This window comes from Nocardia sp. CDC153, assembly GCF_035818515.1.
Taxonomy (GTDB): Bacteria; Actinomycetota; Actinomycetes; order Mycobacteriales; family Mycobacteriaceae; genus Nocardia.
The window spans coordinates 503,412-525,105 of the sequence record NZ_JAYKYU010000002.1 but is presented as its reverse complement, the minus strand read 5'-3'; the positions used below and the strand labels follow the sequence as shown (position 1 = coordinate 525,105).

Genomic DNA, 21,694 nt, shown 5'->3' with positions numbered 1-21,694 from the left:
CCCGGCGCATGATACGCCGGGCCCGAAAAACCGTGCTGGTCAGTTGATTTGGACCGATTGGATGGTGACGTCCGCGGCGGGCTTGCCATCCTGGCCGCCGCCCTGCACACCCGCCTTGGCGATCTTGTCCAGCGTGGCCAGGCCGTTGTCGTCCACGGTGCCGAAGATCGTGTACTGCGGCGGCAGCTGGGAATCGCCGTAGACCAGGAAGAACTGCGAGCCATTGGTGCCCGGACCGGCGTTCGCCATGGCCAGCACGCCGCGCTTGTACTCCACCGGGTACTGGGCGGCCTGATCGTTCGCGTCGTACTGATCGGTCGGGTACTCGTTGTCGAATTCGTAACCCGGGCCGCCCATCCCGCTGCCGGTCGGGTCGCCGCACTGCAGCACCTGCAGGCCCTTGCCCGTGGTGATGCGGTGGCAGGAGGTGTTGTCGAAGAATTTCTGCTTGGCCAGCGACTCGAAACTATTGACCGTACAGGGGGATTCACCCGGATTCAGGGTCATGGTGATCGGGCCCTGGCTGGTGTCCATGGTGGCCTTCACCTCGCCCGCGGTCGAGATGTTCGCCGTGCCGGGGGCATTCACCGGCTTGTCGGCGGGCTTCTGCGAGGGGCGGTAGTCACAGCTCACCGACGCGGGCTTGGCCTTGGCCGCCGGCGGGGGAGCCGCGGTCAGCGAGGCGTCCGGGGTCTCGGAGGCCTTGGCGCTGGTGGAGTTGTCGTCGCCCTTGGTCAGGAAGTAGATGCCGACACCGGCCGCCACCGCGACCACGACGCCCAGGGCCGATGCCGCGATGGTGAGTTGCTTGCGCTTGCGCGCCCGCGTGGCCCGATTGGCGAGTTGACGCTCCAGCTTGCGTTTCGCCGCAGCGCGTCGCTGTTCATTGCTCGGCACTAACTGTCCCTCCGTGAACGGTCGGTATCTGAAGTCGTACAGACTGCGGCCGTCAGCCCAGCGGCCGCGGCAGACATTACCTGCATTGGCTGAGAAAAACCTACATATGCCCGGGGTCCGTGGTAGCGGAGTCGGTAACCGGTTGGACTTGGCGGATGGCCATCGTGGAAACTTGTTCCTCGTGACCAAGACCAGCAGCTTCAGTGCCCCGAGGGGGGTCCCCGACTATCTGCCACCCGTCTCCGCGGAGTTCGTCGCCGTCCGCGACGGTCTGGTGGAGACCGCGCGACTGGCCGGATACGGGCATATCGAACTGCCGGTTTTCGAGGAGACCGCGCTGTTCGCGCGGGGTGTGGGCGAATCCACCGACGTGGTGTCCAAGGAGATGTGGACCTTCGCCGACCGCAATGGCGAGAGCTTCACGCTGCGGCCCGAGGGCACGGCCGGTGTCATGCGCGCGGTCATCGAACACAACCTCGACCGGGGCCAATTGCCCGTCAAGCTCTGCTACGCGGGGCCGTTCTTCCGGTACGAGCGCCCGCAGAAGGGCCGCTACCGGCAGTTGCAGCAGGTCGGCATCGAGGCCATCGGCATCGACGATCCGGCGTTGGACGCCGAGGTGATCGCCGTCGCCGACCGGGGGTTCCGGGGGCTGGGGCTGGAGGGGTTCCGGCTCGAGCTCACCTCGCTGGGTGACGAGACCTGCCGCCCGCAGTATCGGGAACTCTTGCAGGACTTCCTGTTCAAGCTGCCGCTCGACGAGGAGACCCGCCGCCGGGCGCAGATCAACCCGCTGCGCGTGCTCGACGACAAGCGGCCCGAGGTCAAGGAGATGACCGCGGACGCGCCGCTCATGATCGACCACCTCTCGGAGTCGGCCAAGGCGCACTTCGAACAGGTGCTCGGGCACCTCGACGCCATGGGCATTCCTTATGTAGTGAATCCGCGCATGGTGCGCGGGCTCGACTACTACACCAAGACCACCTTCGAATTCGTGCACGACGGGCTGGGCGCGCAGTCCGGCATCGGCGGCGGCGGGCGCTACGACGGGCTCATGGCCGAACTCGGCGGGCAGCCGCTGTCGGGCATCGGCTTCGGCCTCGGTGTCGACCGGACCGTGCTGGCCCTCGAGGCCGAGGGCAAGTCCGCGGTCACGGTGCCGCGCATTCAGGTCTTCGGCGTTCCGCTCGGGGACGTGGCCAAGCAGCGCCTGGTCGTCATCGCGTCCGAACTCCGCAAGGCGGGCATTCGCACCGACCTCGCCTACGGCGGTCGCGGCATGAAGGGCGCGATGAAGGCGGCCGACAAGTCCGGCGCGAGCCTGGCCCTGGTGCTGGGTGACCGCGAGGTCGCCGAAGGTCAGATCGGTCTCAAGGACCTGACCACCGGCGAGCAGCGCCAGATTCCCCTGGACGAGGCCGTCGTCCAGGTCGCGGCGGCCCTTGCGGGGCAACAGGATTGATCCAACGGCCGGGCCCGGGCAGCTGACCGCTGTCCGGGCCCGTTCCATGTCCCCGACCGTGTCCGGGCATGACCTGGGCTGATTCTGGGTATGGAGCTATGGCCTGCTGGTACCGTGCGGTGCGTCGCGCGGGGGCGGTGCGTGCCGCCGGTACACACGACCCATCGACACTTGGACGAATGCGCTGTGGTGACTGAAGAATCGAAACCGGGGTCCGTCGGTGCGGTCGGCCTCGATCTGATCGCGCCGGAACTGCTGGCTCCCGCGCTGCGCAAGCTCACCCTGGCCGCGCTGGGCGTGGGCATCGGGGTCGGGTTGCTGCTGGCCCTGTTCGTGCACTGGCCGGTGGCGCTGGCCACCGGCATCGTGCTGGGCGCACCGACCGCCCTGTACGCGATCGCGGTGCAGCGACGTCGAATCACGGTGTCCGGCACCGTGATCCGGGCCCGCACCTGGCGCGGCGAACGCAGCATCGATCTGGCCGCGGCCAGCGCCGTCGAGATCCTGGTCTTCCCTGGCAAGATCAGCCGGATCGTCCTGCGCGTCACCGCCGGTCCGGACTCGCAGATCGTGCCGCTGGCCATCTACAGCGACTCCGGCAGCGGTCGCGAACTCCACATCCTCGGTCTGCGCAAACTCGCCGACGCCCTCGCCGGCTGCTCTCTCGCTGCCGCCCTGGCCATTTCGGGCATGCTGGTCCAACAGCTGCGCGCCGAGGCCCGCGACGCCGTCGCCGAGGAACGCCCCCTCTACCGCGCCGTCCGCATGGTCCGCGCCCGCGACGAGGCCGCCCCGATCATCCTCGCCGACTCCGACATCGCCGATCTCGCTCGCTGAGCTTCCCGGCCGGGTGTCGGTTTGCTCACGCCGACACAGGCGCGGGAGTGCGGGTGGATAGGGTGGGGGCGGAAGTAGCCACACCGCGAGGGAGAGCGTCGTGAGCAGTGCCGCGCCAGTGACCGTTACCGTGACCGGAGCCGCCGGGCAGATTGCCTACGGGTTGCTTTTCCGGATCGCGTCCGGGGCGCTGCTGGGTTCGCGCACGCCGGTGCGGTTGCGGCTGTTGGAGATTCCGGCCGCCGTGCACGCGCTCGAGGGTGTGGCGATGGAACTCGAGGACGGGGCATTCCCGCTGCTGGCGGGGATCGATATCGCCGATGATCCGTGGGTCGGGTTCGACGGGGCCAATATCGCGATCCTGGTGGGTGCGCGGCCGCGGACCGCGGGGATGGAGCGGTCGGATCTGTTGGCGGCCAACGGGCCGATCTTCACCGATCAGGGCGCGGCCATCAATGCCAATGCGGCCGAGGACATTCGGGTGCTGGTGGTGGGGAATCCGGCCAATACCAATGCCTACATCGCCATGAGCAATGCGCCGGACGTGCCCGCCTCGCGGTTCACCGCCCTCACTCGGCTCGATCACAATCGGGCGATCGCGCAGGTGGCGAAGAAGACCGGGGCGGCCGCGGCCGATATCCACCGAATCGCGGTGTGGGGCAATCACTCCGCCACGCAGTATCCGGATCTGTCGTACGCGACCGTGGCGGGGCGTCCGGCGCTCGAGGTCGTGGACGACAGTGTCTGGGTGACCGACGATTTCATTCCGACCGTGCAGCAGCGCGGGACCGCGATCATCAAGGCGCGCGGGGCGTCCTCGGCGGCGAGCGCGGCCAGTGCCGCGATCGACCACATTCACGACTGGGTGCTGGGCACCCCGGCCGGTGACTGGACCTCCATGGCCGTGCCCTCGGACGGGTCCTACGGGGTGCCCGAGGGACTCATCAGTTCGTTCCCGGTGACCTGCGCGGACGGTGCGTACCGGATCGTCCCCGATCTGGCCGTCGACGAATTCTCCCGGGCCCGAATCGATGCCAGCGTCGCGGAACTCGTGGCCGAGCGCGACGCCGTCATCGATCTGGGCTACGCCAAGCGGAGCTGACTCAGCTCACCTTGGCGATCACGTTGTCGCCGTACCACTTGATCTTGGTGATCTTCTCCTCGAGCGTCTCGGTGTCCTGCTCCTTGGCGTAGGAGTTGCGGAAGCCCACGATCAGGTCGGTGATGCCCTTCTCCTCGCAGCGCTTCACACCGTCGGGGGTGTAGCCGTCGTAGGAGACCGCGTGGATCTCGAAGTCGCCCTTGTGATCCCGCTCGGCGCGCAGCTCGTTGATCCGGGCCAGGTACTTGTCCAGATCCTCGCCCTTGCCGCCGGCGTGCATCCAGCCGTCGCACAGCCGCACCGCGCGCTTGAGCGCGGCATCGCTGTGCCCGCCGAGCAGAATCGGCAGCGGCTCGGTCGGAGCAGGGGTGAGCTTGATCTTGGGGATGTCGTAGAACTCGCCGTGATACTCGAAATACTCGCCGGTCGAAAGGCCCCGCACGATCTCGATGCACTCGTCGATGCGCTTGCCGCGCTTCTCGAACGGGACGCCCATGATCTGGAAGTCCTCCGGCCACGGGCTGATGCCCACGCCCAGCGCGAAACGGTTGTTGCTCAGGCGGGCAAGGGAACTGGCCTGCTTGGCCACCAGCACCGGCGGGCGGATGGGCAGCTTGAGCACGAACGGGGTCTGGCGCAGGGTGGTGGTGGCCGCGGCGATGGCGGCCGAGAGCACGAAGGTCTCGATGAACGGCTTGCCGTCCAGGAACTCGCGATTGCCGTCGGGGGTGTACGGGTACTTCGAATCCGACTCGGCCGGGTAGGCGATGCTGTCGGCCACGGTGATGCTGTGGAACCCGGCGGCCTCGGCGGCCTGCGCGAGGGGGATGTAGTAATCCGGGTTGGTCATCGCCTCCGCGTAGGTGAAGCGCATCGATCGTCCTCTCGACAGTGAGCAGTGCGAAAACTAGAACAGATTCTAGTTCTGGCCCCCGATGCTAGCCTCCCGTTCGCGGGAAAGCAGTACGAAACGGCAGTCCCGCTGGCTGAGATCCGGTTCCGCCGGGCTTGCACCCGTGTTCTGGACCTTGTTCTAATCGGCGTCATGACGATCGCCATCACCGGCGCGGGATCCGGCATCGGCGCGGCCACCGCCGCCGCCCTGCGGGCCGCCGGGCACGACATCATCGGGATCGACCTGCGCAATGCCGACATCACCGTCGACCTCACCGACGCGGCGGCCCGGGCGGCCGCGGTCGAGGAGATCCTGGAGCGCTCCGGCGGCGCACTGGACGGCCTGGTGCTGTGCGCGGGCGTCGGGCCGCAGGTGCCGGACCCGAACCTGGTGGTGGAGATCAACTACCGGGCCACCGTGGCCCTGCTCGACGCGCTGCTGCCCGCGCTGCGGAAGGGGGAAAACCCTGCGGCCGTGGTGGTTTCGTCGGTGGCCTCCACGCAGATCAAATGGGAGGACAACCCGATCAACAAGGGCAACGAGGCCGAAGCCTTCGCTCAGGCCGGGGATTTCGCCGGGCACTACGCGTACGCGTCGTCCAAGAACGCCGTCACCGTGGCGGTGCGCGAGCGCGCCGTCGAATGGGGTGCCGCCGGCGTCCGGCTGAACACCGTCGCCCCGGGCAGCGTGGAAACCCCGCTGCTGCAAGCCGGTAAGGACGATCCCCGCTACGGCGAGGCCATCCGCAACTTCAAGGCGCCCATCGGCCGCAATGGCGAACCCGAGGAAATCGCCTCCCTCATCGCCTATCTGCTCGGCCCCCAGGCCGGATTCATCCACGGCGCGCAGTTCGTCATCGACGGCGGCATCGACGCGCAGACCCGCCCGACCGCGGTGTAATCCGGCGAGGCTACTGCTCGTCGGCGGGCTCGTCCTCCGGCTCGCCGATGACGCCCGGGGCGAAGGTGCCCAGGTTGCCGGTGAGTTCGCTTTCCTGCAAAGGGCTTTGGTGGGGCTGGACCGTGCGGCCGTGCTGGCCATCGGGGGCCGCGCCCTTGCCCGCGCCCGCGGCGGCGGGGGAGCCCATGAAGCCGGAACCTGCGGGGCCGCCCAAGCCGGGGACACCGCCCGTGCCCGCGCCGAAGGGGTTGGCCGGGTTGGTGACCTTGCCGCCGGGGATCGAGGAGCCGGGGCCGCCCGGAGTCGAGGGCAGGCCGCCACCGCCGCCGAGTCCGCCGCCTCCTCCGGCACCGCCACCCCCGCCGCCTCCGCCGACGCCCGCGGCGGTGGTGTCGGGTGCGCCGCCCGCCGGGTCGGTCCCGGTGGGGTTGGGTGAGCCGGAAGTGGCTGCCTGCGCACTGCTTTCGAGCAGGCCCTTGGCCTGTTCCAGGATGGGCTGGCCGACATTCTGGGCCAGGGACTGGGCGACCTCGGCCGGGTTCGGGCCGCCGCCCTGGCCGAGCAGTTGTCCGATGAGGCCCTGGACCTGGGCGGTGTAGATCGACAGTTCGCCGTGGGTGGCGTTCACGACCGCGACCGCCTCACCGAGATGACGGGTGGCCGAGGCGATCAGCGTGGTCTGGCCGACCGGGGTCAGAATCAGGGGCGCGAGGGCGGTGGCCTCGGCGGCGAAGGCCTGGGCGATGGCGGTCAGCTGGATATTGCCGCGCTGCACCACGGCCGCGGCCTGATTGGTGACCGTCGACAGGTCGAAGCCGCGCTGCGCGGTCTCCTGCCCGTGGTTCTCGGCCTGCTTGCCCGACTCCTGCGCGCTCTGCGACGCCTTGCCCTGCCACAGGGATTCGACGGTCTTGAGCGCGCCGCTGCCGACCTGCACCGCGGACTCGATGAACTTCGAACCCTGGCTGAGCAGGGTGGTCGGGTTGACGTTGCCGAGCACACCGGTGCCGAAGCTCTTCAGCAGATCCAGGAAGGGCTTGAACAGGGCGTCCATGCCCGGAATCGCGGGGACGGCGATGCCCTTCATGAGATCGCCGACCGGATCGGCGGGCAGCGGCGGGAGGAGCGAAGCCGGATTCGCGGCGGCCCGGGCCAGTGCCGACTGCGCTGCGCCGAGGGCCGCGGGGACATTGTTCAACGCGGTGTGGGCATCGGCGAGCATGGCCTGGGCATTGCCGAGCGCGTCCTGTGCGCCGGAGACGGCACCGTGCGCGATGCCGAGCACGCCGGACTGGTCATCGGCGGCGGGTGCGCCGGTCTGACCGCCCGGAACCCCGCCGCCCAGTGGCGTCCCGGATTGCTCGATCTCCTTGCGCGACAAGGCGAATGCGGGCGGCTCGAACGGCGGCACATCCGCGGGCAGGGTGCCGAGCGGCAGGTCGGGGATCGGGCCGGACGAGAGGGCGTTCACGGTGTCGGCTCCCATCGTGGCGGTGACCGGATCGGATGCGGGGGCAGCGCCGATGACGCCCGACTCGACCGGGGTCATGCCTGCTCACCGATCTGCCCGGCGATATTGCCGAGCCCCCCGGCGAATTCGGCGTCGGTGGCGTCGTAGGTGGCGGCCGAGCCGAAGGCGGCCTGCCCGAGCTTGCCGAAGCGTGCCGAGAGGGCATTGATATCGCGATCGTGCAGCAACTCCGCGACCGCGAAGCTGGCCAGGAAATCCGCGCCGATGAGTCCGAACACCGGCGTCATGGCCGCCACGTGGGATACCGTGTCGAGGCCGCCCTGGGCGGCGATATCGGCGGAGACGCCGTCCTGCGTGGCGGCGAAGGCGCGCACCGCGCCGGTGTCGACCGAGAGATCGGCCATGAGTGCCCCCCAATCGTCGTGGACATGCGGAGCCGAATATAACCCATCGAGCGTCCAGCTCGGCGTGGCGTACGCCGCAACACCGCAGTTCAGGCCGAGTTCACACCGCGATCCGGCCGTGGTTGCAAATTAGAACAAGTTCTATATTCTCGTCACCATGAAGGTCGCAGTCACCGGCGCTGCCGGGTTCCTTGGCACCAATTTGCTTCGCCTGCTTACGGATCGCGGTCACGAGGTGACGGCCATCGACCGCGTCGCCGGTGCCGATCAGCCCGGAGTCACCTGGGTGAACGGCAATGTGCTGGACCCCGCGTCCATGCGCGAGCACCTCGAGGGTGTCGAGGTGGTCTACCACCTGGTCGCGCTCATCACCCTGGCCCACAAGAACGACCTCGCCTGGCGGATCAATACCGAGGGCGTGCGCACCGTGGCCGACGCGGCGCGCGAGGTCGGCGTGCGGCGCATGGTGCACACCAGCTCGATTCACGCGTTCAACCAGTACTCGTGCGGTGGCAGGATCAACGAGCGCTCGCCGCGGTCCGTCGATCCGGACCTGCCGGTGTACGACCGCTCCAAGTGGCAGGGCGAGATCGAGCTGCGCAAGATCATCGACAAGGGCCTGGATGCGGTGATCTGCAACCCGACCGGTGTGTACGGCCCGGTCGACAACACCAACTCGCGCATCAACTGCACGCTGTGGGACGCGGCGCGCGGGCGGGTGCCGGTCATGATCAGCGGCGGCTTCGACCTGGTCGACGTGCGCGATGTGGCCCAGGGCCTGATCCTCGCCGGCGAGCGCGGCCGCACCGGCGAGAACTACCTGCTCGGCGGACACTTCACCGATATGTTCCAGGCCACCCGCACCGCGGCCGAGGTCAACGGAAAGATGAAGCCCGCCTTCGCGATTCCGGCCAAGGTCATCAATGCCTGTATGCCGGTCATGGAACCCGTGGCCAAGGCGCTCGGCAGCGACCGCATCTCCCGGGCCGCCATGGGCGCGCTGCTGTCCGCGCCGATCGTCGAACACGCCAAGGCCACCGAGGAACTCGGCTACCGTCCGCGGCCCGCCGAACAGACCATTCGGGACCTCGTGGCGTTCTACAACGGGCAGCCCATCGAGGTCGACACGCAGAAGATTGCTTGACAGTCGTTAGAACACATGTTCGACTGGGGTGGTGCGGTGGCAAAGGCAAACCCTCGACGCCGATGACGGCGCGCTGCCCGGGCTCGAACGTTCGGGTTTCGTACGCAGCGTACAGACCCCGGAGTTCGAGGGCATGACGTTTCACGAGGTGCTCTGCAAGAGCGCTCTGAACCGCGTGCCCGAGAGCACCCTGCCCTTCAGCTGGACCATCAACCCCATGCGTGGGTGCTCGCACGCGTGCCGCTACTGCTTCGCGCGCGGCACGCACGAGTACCTGGACCTGGACGCGGGGGCGGATTTCGATTCGCAGATCGTGGTCAAGACCAATGTGGTCCCGGTGCTGCGGCGCGAACTGCACAAGAAGTCCTGGCGGCGGGAATCCGTTGCGCTGGGCACGAATACCGACCCGTACCAGCGTGCCGAGGGCCGCTATCGGCTGATGCCGGGCATCATCTCCGCGCTGACCGAATCCGGCACCGGGTTCTCGATTCTCACCAAGGGCACGCTGCTGCGGCGGGATCTGCCGCTGCTCGTGCAGGCCGCCGGGCAGGTGCCGGTGCATCTGGCGGTGTCCATCGCGATTCTCGACGAGGAACTGCACAAGGGGCTCGAACCGGGGACGCCCTCGCCGCGGGCGCGCCTGGAACTGGTCCGCGCCCTGTCCGAGGCCGGGTTCGCGGTGAATGTCATGGTGGCGCCGGTCATTCCGTACCTCACCGACTCGAACGCCCACCTGGACGAGCTCTTCGGCGCGATCGCCGCCGCCGGTGCCGCGGGCGTCACGGCGTTTCCCATGCATCTACGCGGGTCCACGCGCGGCTGGTTCCTCAACTGGCTGGCCCAGGCCCACCCGGCGCTGCTGCGACGCTACCGGCAACTGTATGGTCGGGGAGCTTCGGTGACACCGGAGTATTCTGCGTGGCTACGCGGCCGAATCGAGCCGTTGCTGGAGAAACACCGCTTGAACCGCGAACGGCAGGCCGAACCCGAGGTACGCGCCGCCGAATCGCACACGCCCGAGACCCAGTTGGCGTTGTTCGCCTGACGCCGATGCTTTGATCGAAACCATTGCGCTTCACGGGTGTGTCGCGAATATTGCGGAGTAGTTTGGCGTTGGTACCTCACACCTGACTAGGAAGTGATGCACGCGCATGGTTTCGCAGCAGGATGACTCTGTGACGACTCCGCCCCCGGGTGGAGCAGTGCCCGGGAACGGGCGCGCCACAGGGAAATTGGCGGTCGAAAAGCTGGAACGGGTCGTCATCCGCTTCGCGGGCGACTCCGGTGACGGTATGCAGCTCACCGGTGATCGATTCACCCACGAGGCGGCCGCGTTCGGCAATGACCTTGCCACCCAACCGAACTTCCCCGCGGAGATCCGCGCACCTCAGGGCACTTTGCCGGGCGTGTCGTCGTTCCAGATCCAGATCGCGGACTACGACATCCTCACCGCCGGTGACCAACCGGATGTGCTCGTCGCCATGAATCCCGCTGCGCTGAAGGCGAATTTGGAGGATTTGGCCCGCGGCGCGACGGTGATCGTGAATACTGACGAGTTCACCAAACGGAATTTGGCCAAGGTCGGGTATTCCGGTGATCCGCTCACCGATGACACGCTGACCGATTTCGTGGTGCACCGGGTGCCCATGACCTCGCTGACGCTCGGGGCGACCGAACCGACCGGTGTGGGCAAAAAGGATGGGCAGCGCGCGAAGAATATGTTCGCGCTCGGATTGCTGTCGTGGATGTACGGGCGGCCCATCGGCGGCACCGAACAGTTCATGCGGGAGAAGTTCGCGTCCAAACCCGATGTCGCCGAAGCCAATATCCTGGCATTTCGGGCGGGCTGGAATTACGGCGAAACCACCGAGGCCTTCGCCAGCACCTACGAGGTAGCGCCCGCGACGCTGCCGCCGGGTACCTACCGGCAGATCACCGGCAATACCGCGCTCGCCTACGGCATCGTCACCGCCGGGCAGCTGTCCGGGCTGCCGGTGTTCCTGGGCACCTACCCGATCACCCCGGCCTCGGACATCCTGCACGAGCTGAGCAAGCACAAGAACTTCGGCGTGACGACCTTCCAGGCCGAGGACGAGATCGCCGGCATCGGTGCGGCGCTCGGGGCTTCGTTGGGCGGGGCGCTCGGGGTGACCAGCACCTCCGGGCCGGGCCTGGCGCTCAAGAGCGAGACCATCGGGCTGGCCGTCATGACCGAACTGCCGCTGGTGATCATCGACGTGCAGCGCGGCGGGCCGTCCACCGGGCTGCCGACCAAGACCGAGCAGGCCGATCTGCTGCAGGCGCTCTACGGGCGCAATGGCGAATCGCCGGTGGCCGTGGTCGCGCCGCGCTCGCCCGCCGACTGCTTCGACACCGCGGTGGAGGCGGCGCGGATCGCGCTCACCTATCGCACGCCGGTGCTGCTGCTGTCCGACGGCGCGATCGCCAATGGTTCCGAGCCGTGGGCGATTCCGCAGGTGTCGGAGCTGCCGCGGATCGATCCGGGCTTCGAACCCGATGGGTCGGAGGAGGATTCGTTCCAGCCCTACGCGCGCGATCCCGAGACCCTGGCCCGGCCGCTGGCCGTGCCCGGCACCGTGGGTCGCGCCCACCGCATCGGCGGGCTCGAAAAGGCCGACGGCAGCGGCAATATCTCCTATGAACCGGCCAATCACGAGCTCATGGTGCGGCTGCGGCAGGCCAAGATCGACGGCATCGCGGTGCCCGATCTCGAGGTGGACGATCCGGGGGATCGCGCCGAACTACTGCTCATCGGCTGGGGCAGCTCCTACGGGCCGATCGGCGAGGCGTGCCGGCGGGCGCGGCGACGCGGGGTGCCGGTGGCGCAGGCGCATCTGCGGCATCTGAATCCGTTGCCGGCCAACCTCGGTGACGTGCTGCGGCGCTATCGCACCGTGGTGTGCCCGGAGATGAACGGCGGTCAGCTGGCCATGCTGCTGCGCGCCCGGTATCTGGTCGATGTGCAGCCGTGGACCAAGGTGGCCGGAACCGCCTTCCAGGCACAGGAACTGGTCGGTGTCATCGACGCGGCCCTGGACGGTTCCATCGGCGAGATGGAACAGGCCAAGGCGTTCACCGCTCGGGCGCGGGCGACCTATCGCACCACAGGGGGTAAGTAATGACGATCCTCGAAAACCCGCTCGTGGGTACCGATCTCGGGCTCACCGGGCTCTCGGGCGTGCCCACCGCCGACGGGCCACAGAAGGCGAAGGACTACACCTCCGATCAGGAGGTGCGCTGGTGCCCGGGGTGTGGTGACTATGTCATCCTCGCCACCGTGCGCGGATTCCTCGCCGAGCTGGGACTGAAGCGCGAGAATCTCATGTTCGTCTCCGGGATCGGCTGTTCGAGCCGGTTCCCGTATTACCTGGAGGCGTACGGGATTCACTCGATTCACGGGCGCGCACCGGCCATCGCCACCGGCATGGCGGTCACGCGTCCCGACCTGTCGGTCTGGGTGGTGACCGGTGACGGCGACGCGCTCTCGATCGGCGGCAATCACCTGATTCACGCGCTGCGGCGCAATGTGAACATGACGATCCTGTTGTTCAACAACCGGATCTACGGTTTGACCAAGGGCCAGTACTCGCCGACCTCGGAGACCGGGAAGGTCACCAAGTCCACGCCGATGGGCTCGGTCGACCACCCGTTCAACACGCTGTCGGTGGCGCTGGGCGCCGAAGCCACCTTCGCCGCACGGGCCTTGGACTCCGATCGCGCCGGGCTCACCGAGGTGCTGCGCGCCGCCGCCGAGCATCGCGGCACGTCCTTCGTGGAAATCCTGCAGGACTGCCCGATCTTCAACGACGGCTCCTTCGACGCCCTGCGCCGCGAGAACGCCGAATCCCATCTGATCCGGCTGCGGCACGGCGAGCCGATTCGCTTCGGCGCGGACGGCGAATTCGCGGTTGTCCGTGACGGTTTCGGCCTGCGCGTGGCGCGCGCCGACGCGGTCGCCGAGTCCGACATCGTGGTCCACGACGCCTATACCGACCACCCCGAATACGCCTATGCCCTGTCCCGCCTCTCCGACCAGGACCTGAGCCGCGTCCCGATCGGCATCTTCCGCAGTGTCTCCCGCCCCACCTACGACGACGGCGTCCGAGCCCAACTCGACGCCGCCGCCGAACGCCAACCGGTGAGCGAGAACTCCCTGCAGAGCCTGCTCACCGGCCGCGAAACCTGGACGGTCGGCTGAGTTTTCGCCGCTACGCCGGAACGAAGGCGTTCAACAAGCGCTGAAACACATCGTCGAAGCGCTTGCGGGACGCCTTCTGCTCATCGGTCAGCCCCTCGGAGGACTCCGGCGCGTACACGATGAGATGCACATCCTGATCGGGTGCCTGCGGCATGTAATCGATGATCGACGTACCGCCGTCCCCTTGCCCCGGTGTTCCCATATCCACCGCGGCAAGGGACTTCACCTCCGCGGCCGCCGCCCCGATCACATCGGCGGGCACGCTCCCTTCCACCGGCTGGGCTGCATTGTCGGCCCGCTTGGTGGCATGCCCATCGGACTGAATCAGCAACGAGGGATGCAGATCCGTTCGCGTCTGCCAGCCTGCGGGCATGGCGGTCAGCGTGAACAGCGCGACGGCCGGTGCGGGCGCTTGCGCGGGAGTCGGATCCGCCGCCGCGAATCCGCTTGTGCCCGTGACTATCGCGGCCAGCCCGACCGCCGCGACCGTCCGCCACGAACGCCCTCTGTCATGTCCTGCTCGCCCGAATAGTCTTGCCACACCGGCCATCCGCATAGCTTCCCTCCGAATTCCCTTGCGGGCACCCACCCGCCGCCGCAGATTCTGCCGCGCGAGCTCGATTCCCCCGGGGAGGCCACGCCGACAGTCGCTCAGCGCAGGGCGGGTGGGTTGCCCAGGTCCGGGGCGTTGAAGGTGTCGCAGGCCTTGACCTGGCCGGTTTTGTAGCCGGAGAGGAACCACTTCTGGCGTTCGTCGGAGGAGCCGTGGGTCCAGGCTTCGGGGTTGACTCGGCCGGTGGCGGCCTTCTGGATGCGGTCGTCGCCGACGGCCGAGGCGGCGGAGAGGGCGTCGCGGACGTCGTTGTCGGTCAAGGGCTTCAAGAATGGCGTGCTGGAGCCGGGAGCCGGAAGCTTGTCTGCGTAGTAGGCCCAGACGCCCGCGTAGCAGTCGGCCTGGAGTTCGGTGCGGACCGCGCCGGACTCGGGGCCCTTGGGGTCGCGTTGGGCGCGGTTGATGTCGCCGAGCAGGTTCTGGATGTGGTGACCGAACTCGTGGGCGACCACGTATTCCTGGGCGAGCGGGCCGCCGCTGGAACCGAAGCGGTCGACCAGTTCTTGGAAGAAGCTGGTGTCGATATAGACGGTCTGATCGGCGGGGCAGTAGAACGGGCCGACCGCGGAGGAGGCGCGCCCGCAGCCGGTGTTCACCGCGCCGGAGAACAGGTTGAGTTTGGGGACCGTGTATTTGCGGCTGGTCTGCTTGGGCAGCTCGGTGCCCCAGATCGCGTCGAGGCTCTGGGCGGTGAGGATGACGCGGCAGTCGACGTACTTGTTGGCGTCCGCGCCGGTCTTGCAGTGGCTCGGCAAGGTCGCGGTGTTCGACTGCGAGTTGGAGTCCGCCCCGGTGAACTGGCCCAGGATGCTGCCCGGATCGCCGCCGAGCAGCAGGCTCGCGATGAGTGCGATGAGGCCGATCGCGCCGCCGCCGAGGACCAGCCCGCCGCCCATGCCAGGTCCGCCGCCACTCGCCCGGTTCGGGTCGATCTGCAGGCCCTCGTTGAAGGTCATGGGTATCACTGTGACACGGGCGAGTCGATATCGGTTTCCACTCGCTCAACGTGTCTCTCTACGATGGGTCTGCACCCGGTCACATCTCACTGGTGCTTCGAGTCCGTCGAAAGGAATCCCGTGCTGCGCACCCACTTGGCTGGTTCGCTGCGAAGCGAGCACGCCGGTCAGACCGTCACCCTCACCGGATGGGTGGCCCGGCGGCGAGACCACGGTGGCGTGATCTTCATCGATCTGCGCGATGCGTCGGGTGTGTCGCAGGCCGTCTTCCGTGAGGGCGAGCCCGCCGCAGCCGCCCACAAGCTGCGCAACGAGTTCGTCGTGAAGGTCACCGGCGTGGTGGAGAACCGCCCGGCCGGCAGCGAGAACCCGAACCTGCCCACGGGTGCCATCGAGGTCAATGTGACCGAACTCGAGGTGCTCAACGAGGCCGCGCCGCTGCCGTTCCAGCTCGACGACGAGCCCGGCGAGGAAGCCCGCCTCAAGTACCGCTACCTGGATCTGCGCCGCGAGGGCCCGGCCCACGCGATCCGGCTGCGGTCCAAGGTCAATGCCGCCGCGCGCGATGTGCTGGCCAAGCATGCGTTCGTCGAGGTCGAGACGCCGACCATGACCCGCTCGACCCCGGAAGGCGCGCGCGACTTCCTGGTTCCGGCCCGCCTGCAGCCCGGCAAGTTCTACGCGCTGCCGCAGTCGCCGCAGCTGTTCAAGCAGCTGCTCATGGTCGGCGGCATCGAGCGCTACTACCAGATCGCGCGCTGCTACCGCGACGAGGACTTCCGCGCCGACCGCCAGCCCGAGTTCACCCAGCTCGACATCGAGATGAGCTTCGTCGAGCAGGAAGACGTGATCCTGCTGGCCGAGGACATCCTGGCCGCGCTGTGGAAGCTGGTCGGCTACGAGATCCCGACCCCGATCCCGCACATGACCTACGCCGAGGCCATGCGCCGCTACGGCTCGGACAAGCCGGACCTGCGCTTCGAGGTCGAGATCACCGAGATGATGGAGTACTTCAAGGACACGCAGTTCCGCGTGTTCCAGGCTCCCTACGTCGGTGCGGTCGTCATGCCGGGTGGCGCCTCGCAGCCGCGTCGCCAGTTCGACGCCTGGCAGGAGTGGGCCAAGCAGCGTGGCGCGAAGGGCTTGGCCTACATCACCTTCAACGAGGACGGCACCCTCGGCGGCCCGGTCGCCAAGAACCTCACCGACGCCGAGCGCGAGGGCCTGGCCAAGCAGGTCGGCGCGGAGCCGGGCGACTGTGTCTTCTTCGCGGCCGGTGAGCAGAAGTCCAGCCGCGCGCTGCTGGGCGCGGCCCGCGGCGAGATCGCCCGCCGCTGCGGTCTCATCGACGAGAACGCCTGGGCGTTCGTGTGGATCGTGGACGCGCCCATGTTCGAGCCCGCCGCCGACGCCACCGCGAGCGGCGATGTGGCGCTGGGCCATTCGGCCTGGACCGCGGTGCACCACGCGTTCACCTCGCCCAAGCCCGAGCACCTGGCCACCTTCGACACCGACCCGGGCGCCGCGCTGGCCTACGCCTACGACATCGTCTGCAACGGCAACGAGATCGGCGGCGGCTCGATCCGTATCCACCGCCGCGACGTGCAGGAGCGGGTGTTCAAGGTGATGGGCATCGGCGAGGAGGAGGCGCAGGAGAAGTTCGGCTTCCTGCTCGACGCCTTCTCCTTCGGCGCACCGCCCATGGGCGGCATCGCCTTCGGCTGGGATCGCATCACCGCGCTGCTGGCCGGGGTGGACTCGATTCGCGAGGTCATCGCGTTTCCGAAGTCGGGCGGCGGTGTCGACCCGCTCACCGACGCGCCGACCCCGATCACGCCGCAGCAGCGCGCCGAGGCGGGCCTCAATGCCAAGCTCGACGCGAACGGCAACCCGGTCAAGGAAGACGGCAAGTAGGGGTTCCACCCGGATAGGCTGCGACCCGTGCTGAATGTCCGGGTGATCTCGCCGTCGGATCGGACGGACGCGGCCCTGACGCTGCTGCACGGTGACGCGGGCGCGACCCTCATCACCGTGCAGCGCGGGGCCGCGGTCGAACCCGCGGGCGACCTCATCGAATGCGTGGTCGCCCGCGAATCCGCCGACGATGTGCTCACCGCGCTGACCGAACTGGGCATCACGCGGCGCGGGAGCATCGCGCTGCGCGAAGTGGACACCCTGCTCTCCGAGGTCGCCGAGGAGGCGGTGGAGTCGGCTCCCGCGCCCACCTCGGATTCGGTGGTGTGGCAGGAACTGGTCGCGCAGACTGGGGAGGCGGCCACCCTCACGCCCTCGTTCCTGGCGTTCATCACCATCGCCTGTCTGCTGGCGGTGGTGGGTGTGGCGACCGATTCGGCGGTCACCATTGTCGGGGCCATGGTGGTCGGTCCGGAATTCGGGCCGTTGGCCGCGACGGCGGTCGCCTTGGTGCGCAAGGATTTCCGGCTGGCCGCGCATTCGGCGCTGGCGCTGCTGGTGGGATTCCCGTTCGCCATGGGCATCGCGTGGCCCGCCACCCTGCTGTTCGACTACTGGGGCTGGATTTCACCGGACAGCCTGGACCATCTGCGCAATGTCGACTTCATCTACAAGGTCGGACCGTTCTCGATGGTGGTCGCGCTGCTCGCGGGCGCGGCGGGCATGCTCGCCATCATGACGCCGAAATCCGCGGCGCTGGTCGGGGTGTTCATCTCCGTCACCACGATTCCCGCCGCTGGTTTCGCGGTGGTGGCGGCCACCATGGGGGAGTGGCACAAGGCGTTCATGTCCATCGGACAGCTCGCGGTGAACATGGTCGGCATCGTGGCCGCGGGCACGATCGTGCTGTGGCTGCGGCCCCGGCACATGGTTCGGGGCGGCAGCCTGGACCGATTGCGCCGCTGGTGGCTCAGCGACAATGCGTGAGCCGCAGCGGAATCAGACCGGAACGACCAGTCGGCCGGTGAGGCTGCGGTAGGCGTAGGTGGTCGCGATGGCCGTGACCGGCCCGGCCACCAGCAGACCCAGCCCGCACAGCAGCAGACCGATCGCGGTGATGATCAGCACCGCCAGCGCCAGCAGCGTCACGTGCAGGGCATTGGCGATCACCAACCGCACACTCGACCCGATCGCGGCGATCGGATTCATGTCCTGATCGATCACGAAGTGCAGCGAGAACATGCACAGCACGCCCACGATCACGGCGGGGAAGACGCACAGGATCGAGGCCACAAAACACAGCGCGAACACGATCAACGCCGTGATGAGCACATTCCCAGCGTTCACGAACCCGAAGAAGGCCGGGAAATCGGGTGGCGTGCCGTCGGTTTCGTAGAGCGCGCCGCGGATCATGGCGGCCTGCAGCAGCCACACGATGAGCGAAGCCACCGCGAACAACAGAATGACCGCCGACAGCGACTGCACCTGAACGAGATTCACCAGCAGGGTGACCACCAGCCAGGCGATCAGCCCGATCAGCACCATGCCCACCCACGGAACGGGATTGAGCCGGAAGCGATCCCAGCCGTAGGTCAGGGCCGCCCCGACGTCGAGGCGTTCGCGCGGCGGCGAATACGGCTGCTGCGGTATCGGTCCGGTCGGCGGCTGACCCGGACCGGGCGGTGTCGCGCCCGGTCCGAAACCACCCGGCGGGGGCGGATTGCCCGGCGGCATACCCCCGCCCGGTTGCTGTGGCGGCAGGCCGGGGCCGTAGCCGGGAGGTGGCAGCGGCGCGCCCGACTGCGGGGTCAGCGGCGGCGGGGGTTCGACCGGTTCGCTGCCGTACTGTGCGGCACCGGGTCCCTCGAACTGCGGATATCCGGCCATACCGGGCATCTGGTGGCGGCCGGGCGCCGGGCCCGGTTCGGGTGCGCCGGAAACCGGTGCGCGCTCGGGGTTTTGGTGCTGGCCCGCCTGCGGCGGATACTGCTCGCCGCCCCCTGCACCGGGACGATCGCCGGAGGGGCCGTACGGTGCTGAGGGCGGCGTGCCAGTCATGGTCGCAAGCCTTTCACATTTCCCGGTTTACGGTGTGGCGCACAGCAAGTGACCATGAGACAACTAGACCCTCCTGGTTGTGTCAAGCAAGCAGCGCCGCGTGGGCAAACCCTTCACAAAGACACGCCGCCCGACGCGCGAAAGGTTGCGTAACCGCTCGCTGAAAGTGACCTGACGGGAGTAACTTGGGTTCCGATGACCGCACTATTGGCCGAACGCGCCGCCGAAGTCGTGTCCGCGGCACAACAGTTGCTCACAAAGCGAATGGGTGCTCCGGTAAAGCTGAGCGATCCTATGGAACTCAGCGGCAGTGGTAGGACGACGGTTCTCCGTGTCCGTGTTGCGGAGAACGCCTTTTCACTACCGCGCACACTGATTGTGAAGCAGGTTGCGGGCGGAGCGAATCAGCGACGCACCGGTGGCATGGCCCCCGGTGTCGCCAGCATCGATTCCGCATTCCTGCGCGAAGCGGTGTCCTACCAATTCACCACCGCCCTCGGCCGTGACCATCGGCCCGGCGCGTACCTGCTCGGCTACAGCCTCCCCGACCGCCTGCTCATTCTCAGCGACCTCGGCGAGAACACCTCGCTCACCGCGGTGCTGCAGTCCGGCGCGGAACCCGCCGGGCGCAATGCGCTGATGGCGTTCGCGCAGGCGCTGGGTCGCATGCACGCCGCGACCGTGGGGCGCGAGGCCGACTTCGTGGCGTTGCTACGCCGGGTGGATGTGGTGCATCGGGTGGACGGGATCGCGCAGCAGGCCGAATCCGCGGTCGCCGAGGTGCCCGTCATGCTGCAGCGTGAACTCGGCATCGAGGTGCCGGGGGAGATCGCCGAGCGGATCGTGCGCGGCAACCGCCTGTTCTCGGCCGGGCGCTATCGCGCGTTCAGCCCGTCGGACCTGTGCCCGGACAATGTCATCCTCAATGAGGAAGGGGCGCGGTTCCTCGACTACGAGTGGGGTGGGTTCCGCGACGCCACCCTCGATATCGCCTACGCCCTGGTCTCGTTCCCGGGGTGCCTGTGCGACTTCGAGCTGTCGCGCGAACGCGCCCGGCAGATGGTGGAGGCGTGGCGTTCCGAGGTGGTCGCGGTGTGGCCCGCTCTCGCCGATGACGAGGTGCTGGCCGAGCGCATCCTCGAGGCGCGGCTGATCTGGGTGTGGCTGTCCACCTACTGGTTCCTGCCCGCCGACCACGCGCGGATCGCGGCCGCCCGCGAGCACGGCCTGTCGATTCCGCGCTCGGCCGCCCTGATCAATCGCTGGGCCGCTCTCGCCGAGGACGCCCGCTGCACCGGCGACGACACGCTGGGCGATTTCGCCGAACACGTCTCGGCGACTCTGGAAGAGCACTGGGAGGAGTGATCCTCCGCGAGGTACGGGCCGGAATCCGAGGGTGAGATTCCGGCCCGCGCCGCGTGCGGGGGGAGTCTGTCGGGGTGGATGGGTAGGGTTTTCGGGGTGAGTGATGGGCTGTTCGATGCGCCGGGTACGCAGGCCGTAGCCGATGAGTTCGATGCGGCTGCCGCGCGCATTCCCAGTGGAGACGACCGGTTCGCGCCGCTGGCGGTGCGGATGCGCCCGCGCACGCTCGACGAGGTGGTGGGGCAGCAGCATTTGCTGGGGCCCGGGTCGCCGCTGCGGCGATTGATCGAGGGGTCGGGTGCGGCGTCGGTGCTGCTGTACGGGCCGCCCGGCACCGGGAAGACCACCCTGGCGTCGCTGCTCTCGCAGGCGACCGGGCGGCGGTTCGAGGCACTGTCCGCTTTGTCCGCGGGCGTGAAAGAGGTGCGCGGGGTCATCGATCTGGCGCGGCGACGGCTCGCCCATGGCGAGCGGACCGTGCTGTTCATCGATGAGGTGCACCGGTTTTCGAAGACGCAGCAGGACGCGTTGCTGGCCGCGGTCGAGAATCGGATCGTGCTGTTGGTGGCGGCGACCACGGAGAACCCGTCGTTCTCGGTGGTGTCGCCGTTGCTGTCGCGGTCGCTGGTGCTGCAGCTACAGTCCTTGTCCGAGGACGATATTCGCACCGTGCTGAAGCGGGCCATCGCGGATCCGCGCGGGCTGGCGGGGGAGTACCAGGTCACCGACGAGGCCCTCGATCACATCGTCCGGATCGCGGGCGGAGACGCGCGACGCTCGCTCACCGCACTCGAGGCGTCGGCCGAATCCTCGCTGGACGGCATCGTCGATGTGAAGCTGGTCGAGGCCAGCGTCGACAAGGCGGCCGTGCGCTACGACCGCGCGGGCGACCAGCACTACGACGTGATCAGCGCCTTCATCAAGTCCCTGCGCGGCTCCGACGTCGACGCCGCCCTGCACTACCTCGCCCGCATGATCTCCGCCGGCGAAGATCCGCGATTCATCGCCCGCCGCTTGATGATTCAGGCCAGCGAGGAAGTCGGCATGGCCGACCCCATGGCCCTCCAAACCGCCGTCGCCGCCGCCCAAGTAGTCCAACTGGTCGGCATGCCCGAGGCCCAATTGGCTTTGACCCAGGCCACGATTCACATAGCCACCGCCCCGAAATCAGGTTCGGTCCCCAAGAGCCTCGGCGCGGCCATGGCCGACGTCCGCGCGGGCAAGGCGGGTGCGGTGCCCGCCCACCTACGCGACGGGCACTATGCCGGTGCGGCGGCCCTGGGCAACGCCCAAGGCTACAAGTACCCGCACGATCATCCGGATGGCGTTCTGGCCCAGCAATATCCACCCGACCAACTGGTCGGCACCGACTATTACGTCCCCACCGATCACGGCTACGAACGCGAAGTAGGCCCGCGCGTCACGAAATTGCGCCGAATCGTTCGGGGTAAATAATC

At 68.2% G+C, this 21,694-nt stretch carries 19 protein-coding genes; 12 read left to right on the top strand and 7 right to left on the bottom strand.

Annotated features, from left to right (window positions below):
• Positions 1–39: 39 nt before the first annotated feature.
• Entirely contained in the window at positions 40–897 is an 858-nt protein-coding gene (locus VMT65_RS10690; protein WP_326307919.1) for a peptidylprolyl isomerase, read from the bottom strand.
• Positions 898–1,078: 181 nt separating this feature from the next.
• Between VMT65_RS10690 and hisS the strand changes: the two genes are divergently transcribed.
• The 3 genes from hisS to VMT65_RS10675 all read left to right on the top strand — a co-directional run bounded on the left by hisS (position 1,079) and on the right by VMT65_RS10675 (position 4,298).
• On the top strand, positions 1,079–2,359 hold the full coding sequence (hisS, locus tag VMT65_RS10685) for a histidine--tRNA ligase (RefSeq protein ID WP_326307918.1): 1,281 nt from the start codon (positions 1,079–1,081) through the stop codon (positions 2,357–2,359).
• Positions 2,360–2,548: 189 nt separating this feature from the next.
• Positions 2,549–3,196, top strand: coding sequence for a hypothetical protein (locus VMT65_RS10680; protein ID WP_326307917.1), 648 nt, complete (start codon positions 2,549–2,551; stop codon positions 3,194–3,196).
• Between the two features lie 100 nt (positions 3,197–3,296).
• On the top strand, positions 3,297–4,298 hold the full coding sequence (locus tag VMT65_RS10675) for a malate dehydrogenase (RefSeq protein WP_326307916.1): 1,002 nt from the start codon (positions 3,297–3,299) through the stop codon (positions 4,296–4,298).
• Position 4,299: 1 nt separating this feature from the next.
• Here VMT65_RS10675 and VMT65_RS10670 read toward each other — a convergent pair whose 3' ends face one another.
• Positions 4,300–5,172: a TIGR03619 family F420-dependent LLM class oxidoreductase gene (locus tag VMT65_RS10670; RefSeq protein WP_326307915.1), complete on the bottom strand. Its 873-nt coding sequence runs from the start codon at positions 5,170–5,172 to the stop codon at positions 4,300–4,302.
• A gap of 171 nt (positions 5,173–5,343) precedes the next feature.
• On the opposite strand from VMT65_RS10670, the gene VMT65_RS10665 reads away from it, so the two are divergent.
• Positions 5,344–6,093 (top strand): SDR family oxidoreductase, encoded by a 750-nt coding sequence (locus VMT65_RS10665; protein ID WP_326307914.1) that lies wholly within the window; start codon positions 5,344–5,346, stop codon positions 6,091–6,093.
• A 10-nt stretch (positions 6,094–6,103) separates the two neighbouring features.
• Here VMT65_RS10665 and VMT65_RS10660 read toward each other — a convergent pair whose 3' ends face one another.
• Positions 6,104–7,642 (bottom strand): hypothetical protein, encoded by a 1,539-nt coding sequence (locus tag VMT65_RS10660; protein WP_326307913.1) that lies wholly within the window; start codon positions 7,640–7,642, stop codon positions 6,104–6,106.
• Positions 7,639–7,968: a type VII secretion target gene (locus VMT65_RS10655; protein ID WP_326307912.1), complete on the bottom strand. Its 330-nt coding sequence runs from the start codon at positions 7,966–7,968 to the stop codon at positions 7,639–7,641. The genes VMT65_RS10660 and VMT65_RS10655 overlap by 4 nt, the downstream gene beginning before the upstream one ends.
• Positions 7,969–8,125: 157 nt before the next feature.
• Here VMT65_RS10655 and VMT65_RS10650 point away from each other — a divergent pair, with 157 nt between their 5' ends.
• The 4 genes from VMT65_RS10650 (at position 8,126) to VMT65_RS10635 (ending at position 13,331) form a co-directional block, all read left to right on the top strand.
• On the top strand, positions 8,126–9,112 hold the full coding sequence (locus VMT65_RS10650; RefSeq protein WP_326307911.1) for an NAD-dependent epimerase/dehydratase family protein: 987 nt from the start codon (positions 8,126–8,128) through the stop codon (positions 9,110–9,112).
• A 31-nt stretch (positions 9,113–9,143) separates the two neighbouring features.
• Entirely contained in the window at positions 9,144–10,157 is a 1,014-nt protein-coding gene (locus VMT65_RS10645; RefSeq protein WP_326307910.1) for an Rv2578c family radical SAM protein, read from the top strand.
• Between the two features lie 106 nt (positions 10,158–10,263).
• Positions 10,264–12,252: a 2-oxoacid:acceptor oxidoreductase subunit alpha gene (locus tag VMT65_RS10640; protein WP_326307909.1), complete on the top strand. Its 1,989-nt coding sequence runs from the start codon at positions 10,264–10,266 to the stop codon at positions 12,250–12,252.
• Entirely contained in the window at positions 12,252–13,331 is a 1,080-nt protein-coding gene (locus VMT65_RS10635; RefSeq protein WP_326307908.1) for a 2-oxoacid:ferredoxin oxidoreductase subunit beta, read from the top strand. Before VMT65_RS10640 ends, VMT65_RS10635 begins: the two co-directional genes overlap by 1 nt.
• A gap of 10 nt (positions 13,332–13,341) precedes the next feature.
• On the opposite strand, the gene VMT65_RS10630 is transcribed toward VMT65_RS10635, so the two are convergent.
• Complete coding sequence (locus VMT65_RS10630) at positions 13,342–13,872, bottom strand: hypothetical protein (protein ID WP_326307907.1); 531 nt, start codon at positions 13,870–13,872, stop codon at positions 13,342–13,344.
• A gap of 110 nt (positions 13,873–13,982) precedes the next feature.
• Entirely contained in the window at positions 13,983–14,900 is a 918-nt protein-coding gene (ypfJ, locus tag VMT65_RS10625) for a KPN_02809 family neutral zinc metallopeptidase (RefSeq protein ID WP_326307906.1), read from the bottom strand.
• A gap of 120 nt (positions 14,901–15,020) precedes the next feature.
• On the opposite strand from ypfJ, the gene aspS reads away from it, so the two are divergent.
• Complete coding sequence (gene aspS, locus VMT65_RS10620; protein ID WP_326307905.1) at positions 15,021–16,814, top strand: aspartate--tRNA ligase; 1,794 nt, start codon at positions 15,021–15,023, stop codon at positions 16,812–16,814.
• A gap of 27 nt (positions 16,815–16,841) precedes the next feature.
• Positions 16,842–17,801, top strand: coding sequence for a DUF389 domain-containing protein (locus VMT65_RS10615; protein WP_326307904.1), 960 nt, complete (start codon positions 16,842–16,844; stop codon positions 17,799–17,801).
• A 12-nt stretch (positions 17,802–17,813) separates the two neighbouring features.
• Here VMT65_RS10615 and VMT65_RS10610 read toward each other — a convergent pair whose 3' ends face one another.
• Complete coding sequence (locus VMT65_RS10610) at positions 17,814–18,872, bottom strand: hypothetical protein (RefSeq protein ID WP_326307903.1); 1,059 nt, start codon at positions 18,870–18,872, stop codon at positions 17,814–17,816.
• 195 nt (positions 18,873–19,067) lie between these two features.
• On the opposite strand from VMT65_RS10610, the gene VMT65_RS10605 reads away from it, so the two are divergent.
• Together VMT65_RS10605 and VMT65_RS10600 are read left to right on the top strand one after the other, a co-directional pair.
• Positions 19,068–20,237 (top strand): phosphotransferase family protein, encoded by a 1,170-nt coding sequence (locus VMT65_RS10605; RefSeq protein ID WP_326307902.1) that lies wholly within the window; start codon positions 19,068–19,070, stop codon positions 20,235–20,237.
• A gap of 96 nt (positions 20,238–20,333) precedes the next feature.
• On the top strand, positions 20,334–21,692 hold the full coding sequence (locus VMT65_RS10600; protein ID WP_326307901.1) for a replication-associated recombination protein A: 1,359 nt from the start codon (positions 20,334–20,336) through the stop codon (positions 21,690–21,692).
• The last annotated feature ends 2 nt before the right edge of the window (positions 21,693–21,694 follow it).

Bases quoted from the DNA above. Each gene is read 5' to 3' on its own strand.
- VMT65_RS10670 (WP_326307915.1), bottom strand. From the start codon at position 5,172: ATGCGCTTCACCTACGCGGAGGCGATGACCAACCCGGATTACTACATC.
- VMT65_RS10665 (WP_326307914.1), top strand. From the start codon at position 5,344: ATGACGATCGCCATCACCGGCGCGGGATCCGGCATCGGCGCGGCCACC.
- VMT65_RS10660 (WP_326307913.1), bottom strand. From the start codon at position 7,642: ATGACCCCGGTCGAGTCGGGCGTCATCGGCGCTGCCCCCGCATCCGAT.
- VMT65_RS10655 (WP_326307912.1), bottom strand. From the start codon at position 7,968: ATGGCCGATCTCTCGGTCGACACCGGCGCGGTGCGCGCCTTCGCCGCC.
- VMT65_RS10650 (WP_326307911.1), top strand. From the start codon at position 8,126: ATGAAGGTCGCAGTCACCGGCGCTGCCGGGTTCCTTGGCACCAATTTG.
- VMT65_RS10640 (WP_326307909.1), top strand. From the start codon at position 10,264: ATGGTTTCGCAGCAGGATGACTCTGTGACGACTCCGCCCCCGGGTGGA.
- VMT65_RS10635 (WP_326307908.1), top strand. From the start codon at position 12,252: ATGACGATCCTCGAAAACCCGCTCGTGGGTACCGATCTCGGGCTCACC.
- ypfJ (WP_326307906.1), bottom strand. From the start codon at position 14,900: ATGACCTTCAACGAGGGCCTGCAGATCGACCCGAACCGGGCGAGTGGC.
- VMT65_RS10610 (WP_326307903.1), bottom strand. From the start codon at position 18,872: ATGACTGGCACGCCGCCCTCAGCACCGTACGGCCCCTCCGGCGATCGT.
- VMT65_RS10605 (WP_326307902.1), top strand. From the start codon at position 19,068: ATGACCGCACTATTGGCCGAACGCGCCGCCGAAGTCGTGTCCGCGGCA.